This is a genomic window from Stutzerimonas sp. CXK-1 (assembly GCF_057738225.1).
In genome coordinates this window covers 1,081,506-1,098,106 of sequence record NZ_CM173217.1, presented here as the reverse complement: position 1 = coordinate 1,098,106, position 16,601 = coordinate 1,081,506, and the positions used below count along the sequence as shown (strand labels likewise).

Annotated in this window: 16 protein-coding genes; 8 read left to right on the top strand and 8 right to left on the bottom strand. The window is 65.0% G+C overall.

Annotated features, from left to right (window positions below; genetic code table 11):
- Positions 1 to 108: 108 nt before the first annotated feature.
- From AC0KXH_RS05190 to AC0KXH_RS05170, 5 genes are all read left to right on the top strand, one after another.
- Positions 109 to 1,443, top strand: a complete 1,335-nt coding sequence (locus AC0KXH_RS05190; RefSeq protein ID WP_041107581.1) for an imelysin family protein — start codon at positions 109 to 111, stop codon at positions 1,441 to 1,443.
- A gap of 129 nt (positions 1,444 to 1,572) precedes the next feature.
- On the top strand, positions 1,573 to 2,991 hold the full coding sequence (locus AC0KXH_RS05185; RefSeq protein ID WP_165563862.1) for a di-heme oxidoreductase family protein: 1,419 nt from the start codon (positions 1,573 to 1,575) through the stop codon (positions 2,989 to 2,991).
- Positions 2,992 to 3,055: 64 nt separating this feature from the next.
- Positions 3,056 to 4,132 carry an imelysin family protein gene (locus AC0KXH_RS05180; RefSeq protein WP_488224279.1) on the top strand — a complete coding sequence of 359 codons (1,077 nt, stop codon included), beginning with the start codon at positions 3,056 to 3,058 and terminating at the stop codon, positions 4,130 to 4,132.
- A gap of 2 nt (positions 4,133 to 4,134) precedes the next feature.
- Positions 4,135 to 5,229, top strand: coding sequence for a DUF1513 domain-containing protein (locus AC0KXH_RS05175; protein WP_488224278.1), 1,095 nt, complete (start codon positions 4,135 to 4,137; stop codon positions 5,227 to 5,229).
- Positions 5,230 to 5,307: 78 nt separating this feature from the next.
- Entirely contained in the window at positions 5,308 to 6,930 is a 1,623-nt protein-coding gene (locus AC0KXH_RS05170; protein ID WP_488224277.1) for a methyl-accepting chemotaxis protein, read from the top strand.
- Between the two features lie 19 nt (positions 6,931 to 6,949).
- On the opposite strand, the gene AC0KXH_RS05165 is transcribed toward AC0KXH_RS05170, so the two are convergent.
- The 5 genes from AC0KXH_RS05165 to AC0KXH_RS05145 form a co-directional block, all read right to left on the bottom strand.
- Positions 6,950 to 7,180 (bottom strand): hypothetical protein, encoded by a 231-nt coding sequence (locus AC0KXH_RS05165; RefSeq protein ID WP_041107419.1) that lies wholly within the window; start codon positions 7,178 to 7,180, stop codon positions 6,950 to 6,952.
- A 156-nt stretch (positions 7,181 to 7,336) separates the two neighbouring features.
- Positions 7,337 to 8,977, bottom strand: coding sequence for a chaperonin GroEL (gene groL / locus AC0KXH_RS05160; protein ID WP_041107420.1), 1,641 nt, complete (start codon positions 8,975 to 8,977; stop codon positions 7,337 to 7,339).
- A 48-nt stretch (positions 8,978 to 9,025) separates the two neighbouring features.
- Complete coding sequence (locus AC0KXH_RS05155) at positions 9,026 to 9,319, bottom strand: co-chaperone GroES (RefSeq protein WP_041107421.1); 294 nt, start codon at positions 9,317 to 9,319, stop codon at positions 9,026 to 9,028.
- Between the two features lie 244 nt (positions 9,320 to 9,563).
- Positions 9,564 to 10,022: an FxsA family protein gene (locus AC0KXH_RS05150; RefSeq protein ID WP_212739473.1), complete on the bottom strand. Its 459-nt coding sequence runs from the start codon at positions 10,020 to 10,022 to the stop codon at positions 9,564 to 9,566.
- Positions 10,023 to 10,119: 97 nt separating this feature from the next.
- Positions 10,120 to 10,860 carry a HugZ family pyridoxamine 5'-phosphate oxidase gene (locus AC0KXH_RS05145; protein ID WP_165563865.1) on the bottom strand — a complete coding sequence of 247 codons (741 nt, stop codon included), beginning with the start codon at positions 10,858 to 10,860 and terminating at the stop codon, positions 10,120 to 10,122.
- Positions 10,861 to 10,947: 87 nt separating this feature from the next.
- On the opposite strand from AC0KXH_RS05145, the gene AC0KXH_RS05140 reads away from it, so the two are divergent.
- Positions 10,948 to 11,706 carry an SDR family oxidoreductase gene (locus AC0KXH_RS05140; RefSeq protein WP_061340576.1) on the top strand — a complete coding sequence of 253 codons (759 nt, stop codon included), beginning with the start codon at positions 10,948 to 10,950 and terminating at the stop codon, positions 11,704 to 11,706.
- Between the two features lie 73 nt (positions 11,707 to 11,779).
- On the opposite strand, the gene AC0KXH_RS05135 is transcribed toward AC0KXH_RS05140, so the two are convergent.
- Positions 11,780 to 12,784 (bottom strand): DUF481 domain-containing protein, encoded by a 1,005-nt coding sequence (locus tag AC0KXH_RS05135; RefSeq protein WP_061340612.1) that lies wholly within the window; start codon positions 12,782 to 12,784, stop codon positions 11,780 to 11,782.
- A gap of 131 nt (positions 12,785 to 12,915) precedes the next feature.
- On the opposite strand from AC0KXH_RS05135, the gene AC0KXH_RS05130 reads away from it, so the two are divergent.
- On the top strand, positions 12,916 to 13,275 hold the full coding sequence (locus AC0KXH_RS05130) for an MGMT family protein (RefSeq protein WP_041107424.1): 360 nt from the start codon (positions 12,916 to 12,918) through the stop codon (positions 13,273 to 13,275).
- 38 nt (positions 13,276 to 13,313) lie between these two features.
- The gene (locus tag AC0KXH_RS05125; RefSeq protein WP_041107426.1) at positions 13,314 to 15,014 is read left to right on the top strand and encodes an AmpG family muropeptide MFS transporter; all 1,701 of its coding nucleotides are present in this window, start codon (positions 13,314 to 13,316) and stop codon (positions 15,012 to 15,014) included.
- A 58-nt stretch (positions 15,015 to 15,072) separates the two neighbouring features.
- Here the strand turns inward: AC0KXH_RS05125 and AC0KXH_RS05120 are convergent, their stop codons facing one another.
- Positions 15,073 to 15,897: a mechanosensitive ion channel family protein gene (locus AC0KXH_RS05120; RefSeq protein ID WP_041107427.1), complete on the bottom strand. Its 825-nt coding sequence runs from the start codon at positions 15,895 to 15,897 to the stop codon at positions 15,073 to 15,075.
- A gap of 75 nt (positions 15,898 to 15,972) precedes the next feature.
- Positions 15,973 to 16,452 carry a YajQ family cyclic di-GMP-binding protein gene (locus tag AC0KXH_RS05115; RefSeq protein ID WP_041107429.1) on the bottom strand — a complete coding sequence of 160 codons (480 nt, stop codon included), beginning with the start codon at positions 16,450 to 16,452 and terminating at the stop codon, positions 15,973 to 15,975.
- Between the last annotated feature and the right edge of the window lie 149 nt (positions 16,453 to 16,601).

Here is a 16,601-nt window from a genome sequence, read left to right as displayed (position 1 = left end):
AGGCGGCTCACGCATTGCCTTTGCACAAAATGCAAATCTTTCGCATTATTACTGTCCCTACGGCCTCCCCGACTGAGGCCGATGTTCGAACGCAAAAGGACCCCGCTCATGCTACGCACCCCCACTTGGGCAACCGTTACCCTGCTGGCCGTTGCTGTCTCCCTGGCAGGCTGCGAGAAGGAAGAGCCCTATAACCAGACCGCCGCGCCCGAAGCGACCACCCAGGCACCGGCCGCCGACCAGGCCGCCAAGCTCGACCAGGCCGCAGCCAAGGCCGTGGTCGAACATTACGCCGATCTCGCGCTGGCGATCTTCAGCGATGCGCATGCCGCCGGCGTGAAGCTGCAGGACGCGGTCGACGCCCTGCTCGCCAACCCCAACGAGCAGACGCTGGATGCCGCCAAGCAGGCCTGGCTGGCCGCGCGCGTGCCCTACATGCAGACCGAGGTGTTCCGCTTCGGCAACCCGGTGGTCGATGACTGGGAAGGCCAGCTCAATGCGTGGCCGCTGGACGAGGGGCTGATCGACTACGTGCAAGGCGACTACCAGCATGCCCTGGGCAACCCGGGCGCCACCGCCAACATCATCGCCAACCGCGAGATCCAGATCGGCGAAGACAAGATCGACATCAGCGAGATCACCGGCGAGAAGCTGGCCAGCCTCAATGAACTGGCGGGGTCCGAAGCGAACGTCGCCACCGGCTACCACGCCATCGAATTTCTGCTCTGGGGCCAGGACCTCAACGGCACCAACCCCGGCGCCGGCCAGCGTCCGGTCAGCGATTTCGTAGAGGGCGAAGGCTGCACCGGCGGCAACTGCGACCGTCGTCGCGCCTACCTGAAAGCGGCGACCGAGCTCCTGGTCAGCGATCTGGCCGAAATGGTCGAGCAATGGAAGGCTGGTAACGATGGCAACTACCGAGCCTCTCTGCTCGCCGAACCTGCCAAGAACGGCCTGCGCAAGATGCTCTTTGGCATGGGCAGCCTGTCGCTCGGCGAGCTCGCCGGCGAGCGGATGAAGGTGGCGCTGGAGGCGAATTCCACCGAAGACGAGCATGACTGCTTCAGCGACAACACGCACAACTCGCACTTCTACAACGCCAAGGGCATCCGCAACGTGTATCTGGGCGAGTATCAGCGTATCGATGGCAGCACCCTGACCGGCCCGAGCCTGTCGTCGCTGGTGGCCGCCAACAGCCCTGAGGTCGACAGCACGCTGAAGACCGATCTGGAGAGCACCGAAGCCAAGCTTCAGGTTCTTGTCGCCAGCGCCGAACAAGGCGAGGCCTTCGACCAGCTGATCGCCGCGGACAACGCCGAGGGCCAGGAAAAGGTGCGTAACGCCATCGCCGCGCTGGTCAAGCAGACTGCCGCCATCGAGCAGGCCGCCGCTGCGCTGGGCATCTCCGACCTGAATCCGGATACCGCCGACCATCAGTTCTGACCGCCAGGGGGTGCGGGCAATCCGCACCCCCGCTTGCCCCGCGCAAGCCTTGGATAAATGAAAACAGCTCTTATTCAAGCTCGCTTAGCCTGCTAAGATTAAGCCTTCGTTTCGCCATCCCCGATCGTCATGCCCCTCCTCGCTCGTCTGTCTCTCGCCGCTCTCGTCATCCTCGGAATCAGCGCCTGCGATAAAGCGCCCGATCGCTTCGCCGCGGCCGAACCCGGCGAGGCCTTCAGTGGCGGCGCGACCAGCGTCAGGCAGTACGATCAGAACGCCTTCTCGCAGCCGTCGGCGAACCTCTCTCCCATGCGCCGGCTGGACTTCAGCGTCGGTAACAGTTTCTTCCGCAACCCCTGGGTGATCGCACCGGCGTCGACGACAGCGCGCGACGGACTGGGCCCCCTGCTGAACACCAATGCCTGCCAGAGCTGCCACATCAAGGATGGTCGCGGGCATGCGCCGGATGAAACCGCGACCAGCGCCGTGTCCATGCTGGTGCGCCTGTCGATACCCGCCGGGCCCGAGCACAGCGAGGTCGTGCGCCAGCGGGGCATTGCACCGGAGCCGACCTACGGTGGCCAACTACAGGACATGGCCATTCCCGGCATCGCGCCCGAGGCTCGCGTGCGCCTGCGGTACGACACCCGGCGGGTTCGCTTCGCCGATGGCCACGAGGTCGAACTGCGCTCACCGATACTGCAGCTCAGCGAGCTGGGTTATGGCCCGCTGCACCCCGACACGCTGTTCTCGCTGCGCACCGCCCCGCAGATGATCGGCCTGGGACTGCTCGAGGCAATTCCGGAACAGGCGCTGCTGGCCAATGCCGACCCGGAGGACCGAGACGGTGACGGGATTTCCGGGCGACCGAACCGGGTCTACGACCAGGTCAGCGGTGACACCGTGATCGGTCGCTTCGGCTGGAAGGCCGGGCAACCGACGCTGAACCAGCAGAATGCCGACGCCTTCTTCAACGACATGGGCCTGAGCACCAGCCTGTTCAGCGGCAGCAGCTGCACCGATGCGCAGAGCGCCTGTGCCGAGATGCCGCATGGTGGCGAGCCGGAGGTCAGTGACTCTATTCTGGCGCAGGTTCTGTTCTACACCCGCAACCTCGGCGTACCGATGCGACGCGACGTCGATCATCCCGAGGTTCTGGCCGGCAAGCGCCTGTTCCATCGCGCCGGTTGCCAGAATTGCCATACGCCGCAGTTCACCACCGCCAGCAGCGGTGTCGAGCCGGAGTTGGCAGGACAGGTCATTCGCCCCTATACCGACTTGCTGCTGCATGACATGGGCGATGGGCTCGCCGACGGCCGCCCGGAGTTCGAGGCCACGGGCCGCGAGTGGCGCACCCCACCGCTCTGGGGCGTCGGCCTGACCCAGGCGGTCAGCGGGCATACCCGCTTTCTCCATGATGGTCGTGCGCGCAATCTCATGGAGGCGATTCTCTGGCATGGTGGCGAAGCCGAAACGGCGCGCCAGACCGTGCTGACCTTCGACCAGACCGAACGCGCCGCACTGCTGCGCTTTCTGGAATCGCTCTGACTCACCCGCCGCAGCCGGCTCGCTGCGGCATAGCCCGCCGGAAACCCCGGCCTGAAGAGGAACCATGGCACTCAGATCCGTACTTGGCGGTATCACCGGCGCCCTGCTCGGCAGCCTGTTGCTCACTGCCTGCAGCCCTGCCGACCCGTTCGCCGAAACCAGCAAGGCGCTGACCGAACAGGTGCTGCTGCCGGCCTACGTCGATTGGGCAGAAACCGACCGCCGCCTGGCCGCCAGTGCCATCGCCTTCTGCGCCGACAACGAACCGCTGGATCAGGCGCGGCAGGCCTTCGTCGAGGCACAGACCGCCTGGGCCGGGCTGCAACCTCTGCTGATCGGCCCGTTGGGCGAAGGCAATACGGCCTGGCAGGTGCAGTTCTGGCCGGACAAGAAGAACCTGGTCGCACGCCAGGTCAATCGCCTGCTGGATGACAAGCCGGACCTGACGCGCGCCGATCTCGACGAAGCGAGCGTCGTCGTCCAGGGGCTGACCGCCTACGAATACATCCTGTTCGATCCCGATCTGGCCATTTCCGAGCCTGCCACGCGGGCGCGCTATTGCCCCTTGCTGGTGGCCATCGGCGAGCACCAGCAGCGCCTCTCGGCAGGTATCGTCGAGCAGTGGAAGGCCAAGGAAGGCATGGTCGCTCAATTGCTGGAGTTTCCCAGCAGCCGCTATGCCGAGCCACGCGAGGCGGTCGCCGAGTTGCTGCGCGTGCAGGTCAATGCGCTCGACGGGCTGAAGAAGAAGCTCGGCGCCCCGCTCGGCCGGCAGACCAAGGGACACCCGCAGCCGTTCCAGGCCGAAGGCTGGCGCAGCGACACCACCCTCGCCAGCCTGGATGCAGCGCTCGCCGCAGCGCAGCGACTCTGGCAAGGCGACCAGGGCAATGGCCTGCGCGCCTTGCTCGACGACAGCCAGAGCTCGCTCGCCGAACGCATCGACCAGGGTTACGCCGAACTGCGGGCCGGGATCGCCGCCGTGCAGCCCCCCTTTGCCGAGCGCCTCGCCGAGGCCGAAGGACGTGATCAGCTGTCCGCGCTGTACAAGCAGCTGGACGCGCTGCATCGCCTGCACCAGACCGAGCTGGCCCGCGCTCTCGGCGTGCAGATCGGCTTCAACGCCCACGACGGAGACTGAGCATGAAGCGCCGCACCCTGCTCGGCCTTGGCTCGGCCCTGCTCGCCGCAGGCGCCGTCGGTGGCTGGACGCTCTCGCGCCAGGGCCACGCACCGATGCTCTTCTCCGCTCGCGACGGCGCGGACGGTCGCCACTATGCCGTTGGTTATCGCCTCGATGGCAGCCGCGTGTTCGCCACGCCGGTCAAGGAACGTTGCCACGACGTCTACGCCCATCCGCACCTGCCGCTGGTGGTGTTCGTCGGGCGCCGGCCCAGCCGTGAAAGCTACCTGCTCGACAGCCGCGACGGCACCTTGCTGCAGGTGCTCGCCGCCCCCGCGGACCGGCATTTCTACGGCCATGGCGTGTTTCATGCCAGCGGCGACTGGTTCTACAGCACCGAAAACGACACCACCGATGCCGGCCGCGGCGTGCTTGGCATCTATCGGGTCGAGGAACGGCGCCTGCAACGCGTCGGCGAGCATGCCACCCACGGCATCGGCCCGCACCAGCTGCTCTGGATGCCGGACGGCGAGACGCTGGTGATCGCCAACGGCGGCATCCGCACCGAAGCCGACAGCCGCGAGATGATGAACCTCGACGCGATGGAGCCCAGCCTGGTGCTGCTGCGCCGGGACGGCACCCTGGTCAGCAAGGAACAACTGCCCGAGCGGATGAACAGCGTACGGCACCTGGCCGTGGCCGCCGACGGCACTGTGGTTTCAGGCCAGCAATACGAGGGCGACCCACTCGATCACGCGCCGCTGGTCGCGATCAAGCGCCCCGGCCAGGCGTTTCAGCCCTTCCCGCTGAGCGAGGACGTGCGCCAGACCATGCGCCAGTACACCGCGAGCCTGGCGATCCACGACGAGCTGCGTCTGCTGGCGGTCACCGCGCCGCGCGGCAATAGCGTCTTCTTCTGGGACCTCGACAGCGCGACGCTGCGCCAGCAAGTACACCTGCCGGACTGCGCGGGCGTTGCCGCCGTTGCCGACGGCTTCGTCGTCAGCTCCGGGCAAGGCCGCTGTCGACTGTTCGATTGCCGCGGCGAGCGCATCGCCGCCGAGCCACTGGCGCTGCCGGCCGGGCTCTGGGACAACCATCTGCGGCTGGCCTGATTCAAGTTCCCACCTACCCGGCCGACCCATTCTGCGTCGGGCAGCCGCCCCTCCAAGACGTATCGAGGTCTCGTTTCCATGTTCCAAACGTCGCTGCGCGCGAAGTTGCTCGGCCTGATCGCCGGCAGCTTGCTGGTGCTGCTCTGCATCGCCCTGCTGTGTACCCAACTGCTGTCGCGCCAGGTGAGCGAGTTCGCCGAGCTGCTTGACGGCCCGATCCGCGAATCGCAGCTGATCGAGCAGGTCAACCTCGAATTCAAGACGCAGGTTCAGGAGTGGAAGAACGTGCTGCTGCGTGGCCAGGACGACGCCCAGCGTACCCGCTACTGGCAGCAGTTTCAGGATCAGGAGGCAAAGGTCCAGCGTTTGCTCGGCGAGCTGTTGCAGCAGGTCGCCGACGACCCGGCACTCAGCGCCACCGTGCGTTCACTGCGCGACGAGCATGGCCGGCTGGGCCAGGCCTATCGCCAGGGGCTGGATGCGTTCGCCGCCGCCGGCAATGATCCACGGGCCGGCGATCGAGCGGTCGCCGGTATTGACCGTGCCACCAGCAGCCAGCTGAGCGAGCTGGTCGACAAGCTCGCCGCCAAGGCCGCGCAATCCTCAAGCGCCATCCGTGACAGCGCCGAGACAGCCGCCCTGGCCGGCCCGCTGCTGATGCTGATCGCCAGTGTGCTGGTCGCCCTGCTCAGCCTGTGGCTGGTCAACCGCAACCTGATCGCCCCCATCGGCATGCTCATCGGCCATGTCACCGAACTCAGCCACGGTCGCTTCGGCGCACGACTTGACGTCTCGCGGCGCGACGAGCTTGGGCAACTGGCCCGGGCCGCCAATACGCTGCGCGATTTCCTTGCCGACACCTTTGCCCAGCTGCGCAAGAGTTCCGCCGACCTGGATGGCGCGAGCGGCGAGCTGAGCGGCATCGCCGCGCAGATGGCCGGGGGTGCGCGCGAGCAGTTCAGCCGTACCGACCAGGTCGCGACGGCGATGCACGAGATGTCCGCGACGGCGCAGGAGGTCTCCCGTCATGCCGCCGAAGCCGCCCAGGCAGCCGACGCCGCCGATGATTCGGCGCATCGCAGCGAGGCGGTGATGAACGCGACCATCGACACCATCAGCCGCATGAGCAGCGAGATCGCCACCACCAGCGCGGTCATCGGCCAGCTGGAAGACGATACCGGCCGTATCGGCAAGGTGCTCGACGTGATCCGCGGGATCGCCGACCAGACCAACCTGCTGGCGCTCAACGCGGCCATCGAAGCGGCGCGTGCCGGCGAGGCCGGACGCGGCTTTGCCGTGGTCGCGGACGAGGTACGCACCCTGGCGCAGCGGACTGCCGAGTCCACCGCGGAGATTCACCAGATCATTGCCGCCGTCCAGAACGGTGCGACGGATGCCGTGAGCGCGATCGACAACACGCGCCAGCACAGCGACGCCGGCCTCGCGCAAGTGACCGAAGCGGGCCAATCGCTCCAGCAGATCAGCCAGGCGGTAGAAGCCATCCGCGACATGAACCGGCAGATCGCCACGGCGGCAGAAGAGCAGACGTCGGTGGTCGAGGACATCTCGCGCAATCTGACCGAGATCACCGCCATCGCCGACGCCAACCAGCACAACGTCGAACGCACCGAGAGCGCCAGCCGCAACCTCCACGGCCTGGCCACGCAGCTCAACGAGGTCACCGCCCGCCTGGGCGGTTGATCGCCGCGCGCCGGCTGGTTCAGCCGCGCACGCCCAGCTGCTGGGACATGCCGTAGAGGAACAGCAGCAGGTCGGCGTCGGGGCGAACCTGCAGCGTCTCGACCCGCATGCCGGCGGGTATCGGGCAATGGTCGCGGTCCAGGTTGCCGCGCACCACGCCCGGTGAGGGCTGGTTCCACGCCGCGAAGCACAGCGATGCGACGCCAAGGGCGCCGACGAGGAAAACTCCTCGTGCAATTTCAAGCTTCATCGCGCAAGTCCTTGAGAGTGGGGCTTTATTGACCCTAGCCCAGGGGTTTTCGTGCCGCCAACTTTGCGACCGACGGTCGTCTGCCTGAAAACAATCCGCCACAAAAAGAAAAACCCCGCACGAGGCGGGGTTCTTCTGGAGCGAGGGCTCAGCGACTTACATCATGCCGCCCATGCCACCCATGCCGCCCATGTCCGGCATCGCCGGGGCCGGCTTGTCTTCTACCACTTCGGCAACCATGGCTTCGGTGGTGACCATCAGACCGCCGATGGAGGCAGCCGCCTGCAGCGCGGAACGGGTGACCTTGGCCGGATCGAGGATACCCATCTCGATCATGTCGCCGTAGGTGTCGGACGCGGCGTTGAAGCCGTAGTTGCCCGAACCCTGCTTGACCTTGTCGACCACCACGCTCGGCTCGCCACCAGCGTTGGCCACGATCTGACGCAGCGGAGCCTCGACGGCGCGACGCAGCAGCGCGATACCGACGTTCTGGTCTTCGTTGTCACCCTTGAGCTCGGAGATGGCCTGCAGGGCACGCACCAGCGCCACACCACCGCCAGGCACCACGCCTTCTTCGACGGCCGCACGGGTCGCGTGCAGGGCGTCTTCGACACGGGCCTTCTTCTCTTTCATCTCGACTTCGGTACCGGCACCGACCTTGATCACGGCAACACCGCCGGCCAGCTTGGCCAGACGCTCTTGCAGTTTTTCCTTGTCGTAGTCGGAAGTGGTGTCTTCGATCTGCTTGCGGATCTGCGCCACGCGAGCTTCGATGTCGACCTGGGCACCAGCGCCGTCGATGATGGTGGTGTTTTCCTTGTTCAGCACGACGCGCTTGGCGTTACCCAGGTGCTCCAAGGTAGCGGTTTCCAGGCTCAGGCCGACTTCTTCGGAAATCACGGTACCGCCGGTCAGGATGGCGATGTCCTGCAGCATGGCCTTGCGGCGATCACCGAAGCCCGGTGCCTTGACCGCCGCGACCTTGACGATGCCACGCATGTTGTTCACGACCAGGGTGGCCAGCGCTTCGCCTTCGACGTCCTCAGCCACGATCAGCAGCGGACGACCGGCCTTGGCGACACCTTCCAGCACCGGCAGCAGTTCGCGGATGTTGGAGATCTTCTTGTCGACCAGCAGCAGCAGCGGGTTGTCCAGCTCGGCCACCATGGTGTCCGGCTTGTTGATGAAGTACGGCGACAGGTAGCCGCGGTCGAACTGCATGCCCTCGACGACGGACAGTTCGTTCTCGAAGCCCGAACCTTCCTCGACGGTGATCACGCCTTCCTTGCCCACGCGCTCCATGGCCTCGGCGATGATCTGGCCGATGGACTCGTCGGAGTTGGCGGAGATGGTGCCGACCTGGGCAATGGCCTTGGAGTCGGTGCACGGCTTGGCCAGCTGCTTGAGCTCGGCGACGATGGCGATGGTCGCCTTGTCGATGCCGCGCTTGAGATCCATCGGGTTCATGCCGGCAGCGACGGCCTTCAGGCCTTCGTTGACGATGGCCTGGGCCAGAACGGTAGCGGTGGTGGTGCCGTCACCGGCCTCGTCGTTGGCCTTGGAGGCAACGTCCTTGACCAACTGGGCGCCCATGTTCTCGAAGCGATCCTTCAGCTCGATTTCCTTGGCAACGGAAACGCCGTCCTTGGTGATGGTCGGAGCGCCAAAGCTCTTTTCCAGCACCACGTTGCGGCCTTTCGGGCCGAGGGTGGCCTTGACCGCGTCGGCCAGGACGTTCACGCCAACCAGCATCTTCTTGCGTGCGGAGTCACCGAACTTGACTTCTTTAGCAGCCATTTTGATTGATCCTCAATTCTTGAATTATCAGACGGAGATTTGCGCGAATCAGGCTTCGACGACGGCGAGGATTTCGTTCTCGCTCATCACCAGCAGGTCTTCGCCGTCGACCTTGACGGTGTTGCTGCCCGAGTAAGGGCCGAATACCACCTTGTCACCAACCTTGACGGTCAGCGGACGAACTTCGCCGTTGTCCAGCAGACGGCCAGCGCCGACAGCGACGACCTCACCCTGATTCGGCTTCTCGGCAGCGGAACCCGGCAGGACGATACCGCCTGCAGTCTTGGTTTCTTCTTCGCTGCGACGAATCACGACGCGGTCATGCAGAGGACGAAGCTTCATTGTCGATCTCTCCTAGTAGAGTGGTTCCATGCCGATGATCTTCATCGGCGGGTTGGCAAATACCGGCTTCGCCGGTTGCGACTCGCCAGGAGCGAGCCGCGAAAAACGGACTGTCGGTACGACAGCGACCTTGCGGTGACCGCTACATGCGGGCGCGCCAGGGTATTTCAAGGGCTGCCGATGAAAATTTCGTGGCGCGCAAAAGAAAACCGGCATGCCAAGGCATGCCGGTCGGACGGGACGATCACTGGTCGCGATCGCGGCGTTCGTACTCGCCCTCGATCACATTCGGTCGCTGTGGCGCGGAGCGTGCCTGCAGGTCGTCGGCAAAGGCGCGCCGGCGCTCGGCCTGAGCCTCGAGCCGCCGGACAAAGAAGCCGAACAGCAGCTTGCGGGTCGGCGGGAAAAGAATGACCAGCGCCAGCACGTCGCTGATGAAACCGGGCAGGAACAGCAGCCCACCACCGACCGCCATCATCAGCCCCTCGAGCATCTCGCGCTCGGGCAGCTCGCCGTGCGCCAGCCGCTCGCGGGCGCGCCAGGCGGTGGCAAAGCCCGCCAGGCGCATCAGCAGAATGCCGGCCAGGCCGCTGATGATCAGCAACAGAATGGTGGCCAGCGCGCCGATTTCGCTGCCGACCTTGATCAGCAGAAAAAGCTCGGCGAGCGGAAACAGCAGGAACAGCAACATGAATATTCGCATCGAGAATCCTTGACGGAAGCAACCGGCTTCCAGTGAGCGATAGATGACGGCGGCAGCGGGTGAATTCAAGCCGACGCCCCTGCAGCCTGTAACCGGATTATTCCTCGCCAGCCTGAAGCCCAGCTGAACGACTCGCGCGCGCCATTGCGACCAGCGCCTGACGTACCGCCTGGGGCGTCGCGCAGGGCTCGGCAAAGGCGAGCCAGAACAGGCGCTGGCCGATGCGCAGATGGAAGCCCTCGCTGTCGATGCCCACCAGGCTGGCCTTGGGCTCCTGCGGCAGGCCAGCCTCGCGCACGTAATGGGCGATGGCCGCCGCATGGTCTTCGTTCATATGCTCGACCATCGAGCGTTCCACCGCGCCGCCCTCACCGGCAAAGGGATTGGCCAGGGCGACCTGCTCGAGCCAGTGGATGGCACCGAAACCACCGATGTAGCGCCAGCGCACCGGCTGCAGTACCCAGAAATCGAAGTCGTGCACCCGATGGTAATCCCGCGAATCGGGGAAATACCGGTAGTAGCGCTGTGCGGCCACGTCGATGGCGTCGGCCTCGACCAGCTGACGGGCCTCGGCGAGCAGGGTCAGACGGCCGGCGGCCTGCACGTCCTCGGCGTCGCGCTCGCCAACCAGCAGCGAACAGCGCGGGTCGGCCTTGAGATTGCGCGTGTGCTGAGCGATCCGACTGATGAGAATCAATGGCCTGCCCTGCTCGTCGAGGCAGTAGGGCACCACCGAACCGAAGGGAAACCCGGGCATTGCCTGCGACTGCGTGGACAGCACGCCGCGGTATTCCTCGAGCAACAGATGTCGGGCATGCTTGGCGGATTCTGCGCTCAAGGCGGGATCCTCACGAAAGGTCTGAAGCCGCCAGCATAACGGTTTCGGCGCGTGCAGGCTTGGAACGAACAACAACAGGAGGCTCGGATGCAGCTCAAAGACAAAGTCATCATCATCACCGGCGGCGGCCAGGGCCTGGGACGCGCGATGGCCGAACACCTGGCCGGCCAGGGGGCCCGCCTCGCGCTGGTCGACCTGAACCAGGAGCGCCTGGGCGAAGCCGTCGCCGCCTGCCAGCAGGCCGGCGGCGAGGCACGTGCCTATCTGTGCAATGTCGCCAGTGAGGAGCAGGTCGAAGCGATGGTTGCCCAGGTGGTGAACGACTTCGGCGCGCTGCACGGGCTGGTCAACAATGCCGGAATCCTGCGTGATGGCCTGCTGCTGAAGGTCAAGGATGGGCAGGTCAGCAAGATGAGCCTGGCCCAATGGCAGGCGGTGATCGATGTCAATCTGACCGGCGTGTTTCTCTGCACCCGCGAGGTGGCCGCGAAGATGGTCGAACTCAAGTGCGAAGGCGCAATCGTCAACATCTCTTCGATTTCCCGCGCTGGCAACATGGGCCAGACCAACTATTCGGCGGCCAAGGCGGGCGTCGCCTCGGCCACGGTGGTATGGGCGAAGGAACTGGCGCGCTATGGTATTCGCGTGGCCGGCGTCGCGCCTGGCTTCATCGAGACCGAAATGGTCGCCAGCATGAAGCCCGAAGCGCTGGAGAAGATGACCGCCGGCATTCCGCTCCGGCGCATGGGCAAGCCGCTGGAGATCGCCCAGGCAGTGGCGTTCATCTTCGAGAACGACTACTACAGCGGACGCATTCTCGAACTCGACGGCGGCTTGCGCCTGTAATCGATGTCACCACGCGAGCCAGCCAGCCCGCCGCAGGCGGGCCTGGCCGCAAGAGCGCAGAGACCCGCCGCGCTTACCAGCCGACACCAAAGCCGAGGCTGTAGCGGGTCTCGTCCAGGTCACTGTCGGCACCGCTGATGATGTCCTTTTCGGCCTTCATGTTCAGCGAGGCCCAGTCGGTGACCTTGTAGCGCAGGCCGACCTCGGCATCGAGCGAGTAGTCGGCCACGTCCTCCAGCGGCTTGCCCAGTTCGCCGGTGCTGAACAGCTCGAAGGTCTTGCCGATCAGGTAACGGTTGTAGTCCCACTTGCCGGCCAGCAGGTAGAAATTCTCCTTGCTGCCATCGGCGAACTCGTAGTCGCTGCGGTTGATCAGCCCGGCCAGCGAGAATGCGCCCAGATCGTTGTCCCAGAACTGATAACCCGGACCGGTACCCACGGTGCGCTGGCGGCGCACGTCCTCGATCTGGTCACGCTTGTAGTCCAGGCGGCCCTGCCAGAACCACTTGTCATCGAGAAAACGGTCCAGCGCATACTCGGCGTCCCAGTTGTCGGTCACCGTCACGCCATCGCGGTACTCGCGGTTGTAACTGGCCTTGCCGTTGTGCCGCCAGAGGCCGTGGCGCGCCTTCGTATCGAACGCTATGTCGTAGTCGTCGGTGTCGTTCTCGGCGCGCTTGTAGTCGAGCGCGACATCGACGTTGCCTTCCCAGAGGAAATCCTGGATCAGTGGCTTGGGATGAATGATCTGCGAGATGTCGGCAAGCGCGACGGTCTGCGGCTCGCCACCGTTGGTCAGCGTAACCTTGCCGTCCTCGGCCGCCTGCATCGACTGCGCCACCTCGCCGGTGACCTCGTCGAGCTTGATTAGCAGCTTCTGGTCGCTCTGCAGGGTTCGCACCTTTTTCCACTGGACCGGAATGGAACCGCCATAGTCGGTCTCGATGAGCAGCTTGCCGCCGTCGAGCACACTGATCTTGCCGGTCAGGCGGTCGCCGTTCTTCAGCCAGATGGTGTCGGAAAGAGCAGGCAGGGAAAACGCGCAAAGCGAAGCGCACAGCAGGGTTCTGGAAAACATATCGAAGTACGGCAACTTGTTGGGGGCCATGGAAAAGCGAGGCATTATCCCTATGCACACAGCTGCAGCAATCAGAGACCGCCAGGCGGCATGCGAGTTCAGCGAGCGGCGACCGATCGAAGCGAGGCCCCATGCCTGACAACTTCTCTGCTTTTTCCTCGCCGGACGACCCGGCCGCACGGCGCAGCGCCGTCTACGCGATCATGGCGCAGATTCCGCCGGGCAAGGTGATCAGCTACGGTGAGCTGGCGGCACTGGCCGGCCTCGGACGCGCCGCACGCTGGGTGGGGCGGCTGATGTCGCAACTGCCGGACGACACCACCTTGCCCTGGCATCGGGTGATCGCCGCCGGCGGCCGACTCAGCCTGCCGGCCGGCTCGGTGGCCGGTGCCGAGCAGCGGGCGCGGCTGCGCGCCGAAGGCCTGACCATCGTCAAGGACCGCGTGGACATGCGTCGGCACGGCTGGCGTTCGACGGAGTCGAGCGGTTAGAGTGCGCGCTTCGCCCGATCGTCGTAGAAAACCGCTGTATGTCCCGTGAGTCCTGGCGTTCTGCCATCCTCGCCTACGCCAGTCCCGCCAGCATTGCCCTGCTCTTGCTCGGCTTCGCGGCCGGCCTGCCGGCAATCCTCGTGTTTTCCACGCTGTCGGTGTGGCTGCGCGAGGCCGGCGTGTCACGCGAGACCATCGGCTTCGCCAGCTGGATCAGCCTGGCCTACGCGTTCAAGTGGGTGTGGTCGCCGATGCTTGATCAATGGCGCCTGCCCTGGCTCGGCCGGCTGGGCCGGCGGCGCTCCTGGCTGGTCCTTTCGCAGGCGGTGATCGCGCTGGGGCTGGTAGGCATGGCGCTGTGCAATCCGCAGCACAACCTCACCCTGCTGATCGCCCTGGCCGTGGCGGTGGCCTTCGCTTCGGCGACCCAGGACATCGCGATCGACGCCTATCGCCTGGAAATCGCCGAAGACCGCTTGCAAGCGACGCTGGCAGCCAGCTACATGACCGGTTATCGCGTCGCCATGCTGCTGGCCAGCGCCGGCGCGCTGTTTCTTGCCGAGTGGCTGGGCTCGAGCAGCCTCGGCTATGACCATGCAGCCTGGGCAGCCACCTATGTCGCCTTCGCCCTGCTGATCGTGCCCGGGCTGATCACCAGTCTGGTGATCAGCGAGCCGGAGGTCGCCACGCCGCTGCCAAGCACCCCGCCGCGCTACAGCTTCAACCACCAGCTGGCTGCCGTCGGCCTGCTGCTGGTGTTGCTGATCTCGGTTCCGGCAATGATCAACGCCTTGATCGCCCAGGCCTGGCCGCGCGCCACGCTGTACGCACTGTTCATCATCGGCAGCCTGTCGCCGATGGGGCGGATGCTGCTGGTACCGGTCCGGGTGATGCTGCACCAGGCCTCGCAGCGCGAGCGCCCCGCCCGCTTCGACTTTGTCCACCAGGCGGTGTCGGTGATCGTACTGATCATCCTCATCGTCTCCACCACCGGCATGTTCCAGTCCTACTGGGGCGGCTACTGGCCGCGCGGCACCATGTATCTGTTGATCTGCGCAGGCTGTCTGTCGGCGCCCGGGCGCATCCTGATGGGCCCGGTGCTGACGCCGATCACCGACTTCATCCTGCGCTATCGCTGGCAGGCCCTGCTGCTGCTCGGGCTGATCGCCACCTACCGCATGTCGGATACGGTAATGGGCGTGATGGCCAACGTTTTCTATATCGACCAGGGCTTCTCCAAGGACCAGATCGCCAGCGTCAGCAAGCTGTTCGGTCTGGCGATGACCCTGCTTGGCGCGGCCTTCGGCGGTCTGCTGATCGTGCGTTTCAGCATCCTGCCGATCCTCTTCATCGGTGGCCTGGCCTCGGCAGCGACGAACCTGATGTTCATGCTGCTGGTCGAAATGGGCGCCAACCTGAACATGCTGATCGTGACCATTTCCTGCGATAACTTCAGCGGAGGCCTGGCCTCGACCGCGTTTGTCGCCTACCTGTCGAGCCTGACCAACGTGAAGTTCTCCGCCACGCAGTACGCGCTGCTCAGTTCGCTGATGTTGCTGCTGCCACGCCTGCTGGGCGGTTATTCGGGCGTGATGGTCGAGCAGCTCGGCTATCACGACTTCTTCCTGGTGACCGCCCTACTCGGTATCCCGACGCTGGTGCTGATCCTCTGGCAATGGCGGCGCGGCAACCTGCCACCGAACGAGGCCGAAACCGCGGCGGTGTCCGAACGCAGCTGAAAAAAAGCCCGCACTCGATGCGGGCTTTTTTGATCCGACCTGGGGCTCGGGCGCCAGCTCACTGCTGGACCAGATGCACCACCCGCTGCGGAAACGGAATGCCGATGCCGACCGCTTCCAGTTTCTCCTTGGCCTGCTCGAGAAACTCGGCATTCACCGCGCCCCAGTCGGCCGTCGCGACCCAGACGCGCAGCGCCAGGTTCACGGAGTTGTCGCCCAGCCCGGTCACCACGACCACCGGCGCAGGCTCACGCAGGACGCGCGGGTCCTCGGCGATACCGAGCAGCACCTGGCGTGCGGTCTTGATATCGGCGCTGTAGTCGATGCCGACAGCCGTCTCCACGCGGCGCTGGGGCTGGCGCGAGTAATTGATGATGTTGCCGTTCGACAGGCTGCCGTTGGGCATGATCACCGTCTTGTTATCGAGCGTGCGCAAAATGGTGTGGAAGATCTGGATCGAATCCACCGTGCCACTGACCCCCTGCGCCTCGATGAACTCTCCGACCCGGAACGGACGGAACAGCAGGATCAGCACGCCGCCAGCGAAGTTCGACAGGCTGCCCTGCAGCGCCAGGCCGATGGCCAGGCCGGCCGCACCGATGGCTGCGACAAAGGACGTGGTTTCGATCCCGACCATCGACGCCACGCTGACCAGCAACAGCACCTTGAATACGATGCTGGCCAGGCTGCCGATGAAGCCGTGCAGCGTCGGGTCGACCTGGCGGCGCTGCAGCAGTCGCCCGACGCGGCTGGTAATCACGTTGATCAGCCACCAGCCCAGCGCCAGCGTGATCAGCGCCAGACCCAGCTGCCCCGCATACTGCAGGACCAGCGGCAGCCAGGACTCGGATAGATCGATCAGGTAGTCGACGTTCAATTCCAAAAGGTTGCTCCTTCAATGCAAAAACGCCGGCATCGATGCCGGCGCCTGGCAGGGCATCGCGCCCCGCCGAGGTAATCAGTCGCGGAAGTTGTTGAACTGCAGCGGCATGCCCAGTTCCTGGCTGCGCAGCAGGGCGATGGCCTCCTGCAGATCGTCACGCTTCTTGCCGGTGACGCGCACCTGCTCGCCCTGGATGGCGGCCTGGACCTTGAGCTTGGCGTCCTTGATGAGCGCGACGATCTTCTTCGCCAGCTCCTTGTCGATGCCTTCGCGCATAGTCACTTCCTGCTTGACGACCTTGCCCGAGGCATAGGGATCCTTGAACTCCAGGCACTGGATATCCACTTTGCGTTTGACGAGGCTCAACTTGAGAATCTCGATCATCTGCTCCAATTGGAAATCGGCTTCGGCCGTGAGCTGGACGGTCAGATCCTTCAGCTCGAACGAGCCTTTGCCGCGCAGGTCGTAGCGACGGTCCAGTTCCTTGATGGCGTTATCGACCGCATTGGTCACTTCGTGCTTGTCCAATTCGGACACCACGTCGAACGAGGGCATTGAATCTTCTCCAATTCAGTAGCGCGACGGTTGGCAAAGCCCCTCGCGCCTGGCTTGACGGTTGAGAATGCGCCGTCATTATAACTGCTCGACACGAGACCGCTGGCCCCGCGGCGAAGCGACAAGGATGTCACCCCTCTCGATGAGTC

Coding starts and splice junctions, on each gene's coding strand:
- AC0KXH_RS05180 (WP_488224279.1), top strand. CDS start 3,056: ATGGCACTCAGATCCGTACTTGGCGGTATCACCGGCGCCCTGCTCGGC.
- AC0KXH_RS05125 (WP_041107426.1), top strand. CDS start 13,314: ATGTCCCGTGAGTCCTGGCGTTCTGCCATCCTCGCCTACGCCAGTCCC.
- AC0KXH_RS05185 (WP_165563862.1), top strand. CDS start 1,573: ATGCCCCTCCTCGCTCGTCTGTCTCTCGCCGCTCTCGTCATCCTCGGA.
- groL (WP_041107420.1), bottom strand. CDS start 8,977: ATGGCTGCTAAAGAAGTCAAGTTCGGTGACTCCGCACGCAAGAAGATG.
- AC0KXH_RS05135 (WP_061340612.1), bottom strand. CDS start 12,784: ATGTTTTCCAGAACCCTGCTGTGCGCTTCGCTTTGCGCGTTTTCCCTG.
- AC0KXH_RS05155 (WP_041107421.1), bottom strand. CDS start 9,319: ATGAAGCTTCGTCCTCTGCATGACCGCGTCGTGATTCGTCGCAGCGAA.
- AC0KXH_RS05130 (WP_041107424.1), top strand. CDS start 12,916: ATGCCTGACAACTTCTCTGCTTTTTCCTCGCCGGACGACCCGGCCGCA.
- AC0KXH_RS05150 (WP_212739473.1), bottom strand. CDS start 10,022: ATGCGAATATTCATGTTGCTGTTCCTGCTGTTTCCGCTCGCCGAGCTT.
- AC0KXH_RS05140 (WP_061340576.1), top strand. CDS start 10,948: ATGCAGCTCAAAGACAAAGTCATCATCATCACCGGCGGCGGCCAGGGC.
- AC0KXH_RS05170 (WP_488224277.1), top strand. CDS start 5,308: ATGTTCCAAACGTCGCTGCGCGCGAAGTTGCTCGGCCTGATCGCCGGC.
- AC0KXH_RS05165 (WP_041107419.1), bottom strand. CDS start 7,180: ATGAAGCTTGAAATTGCACGAGGAGTTTTCCTCGTCGGCGCCCTTGGC.
- AC0KXH_RS05175 (WP_488224278.1), top strand. CDS start 4,135: ATGAAGCGCCGCACCCTGCTCGGCCTTGGCTCGGCCCTGCTCGCCGCA.
- AC0KXH_RS05190 (WP_041107581.1), top strand. CDS start 109: ATGCTACGCACCCCCACTTGGGCAACCGTTACCCTGCTGGCCGTTGCT.
- AC0KXH_RS05115 (WP_041107429.1), bottom strand. CDS start 16,452: ATGCCCTCGTTCGACGTGGTGTCCGAATTGGACAAGCACGAAGTGACC.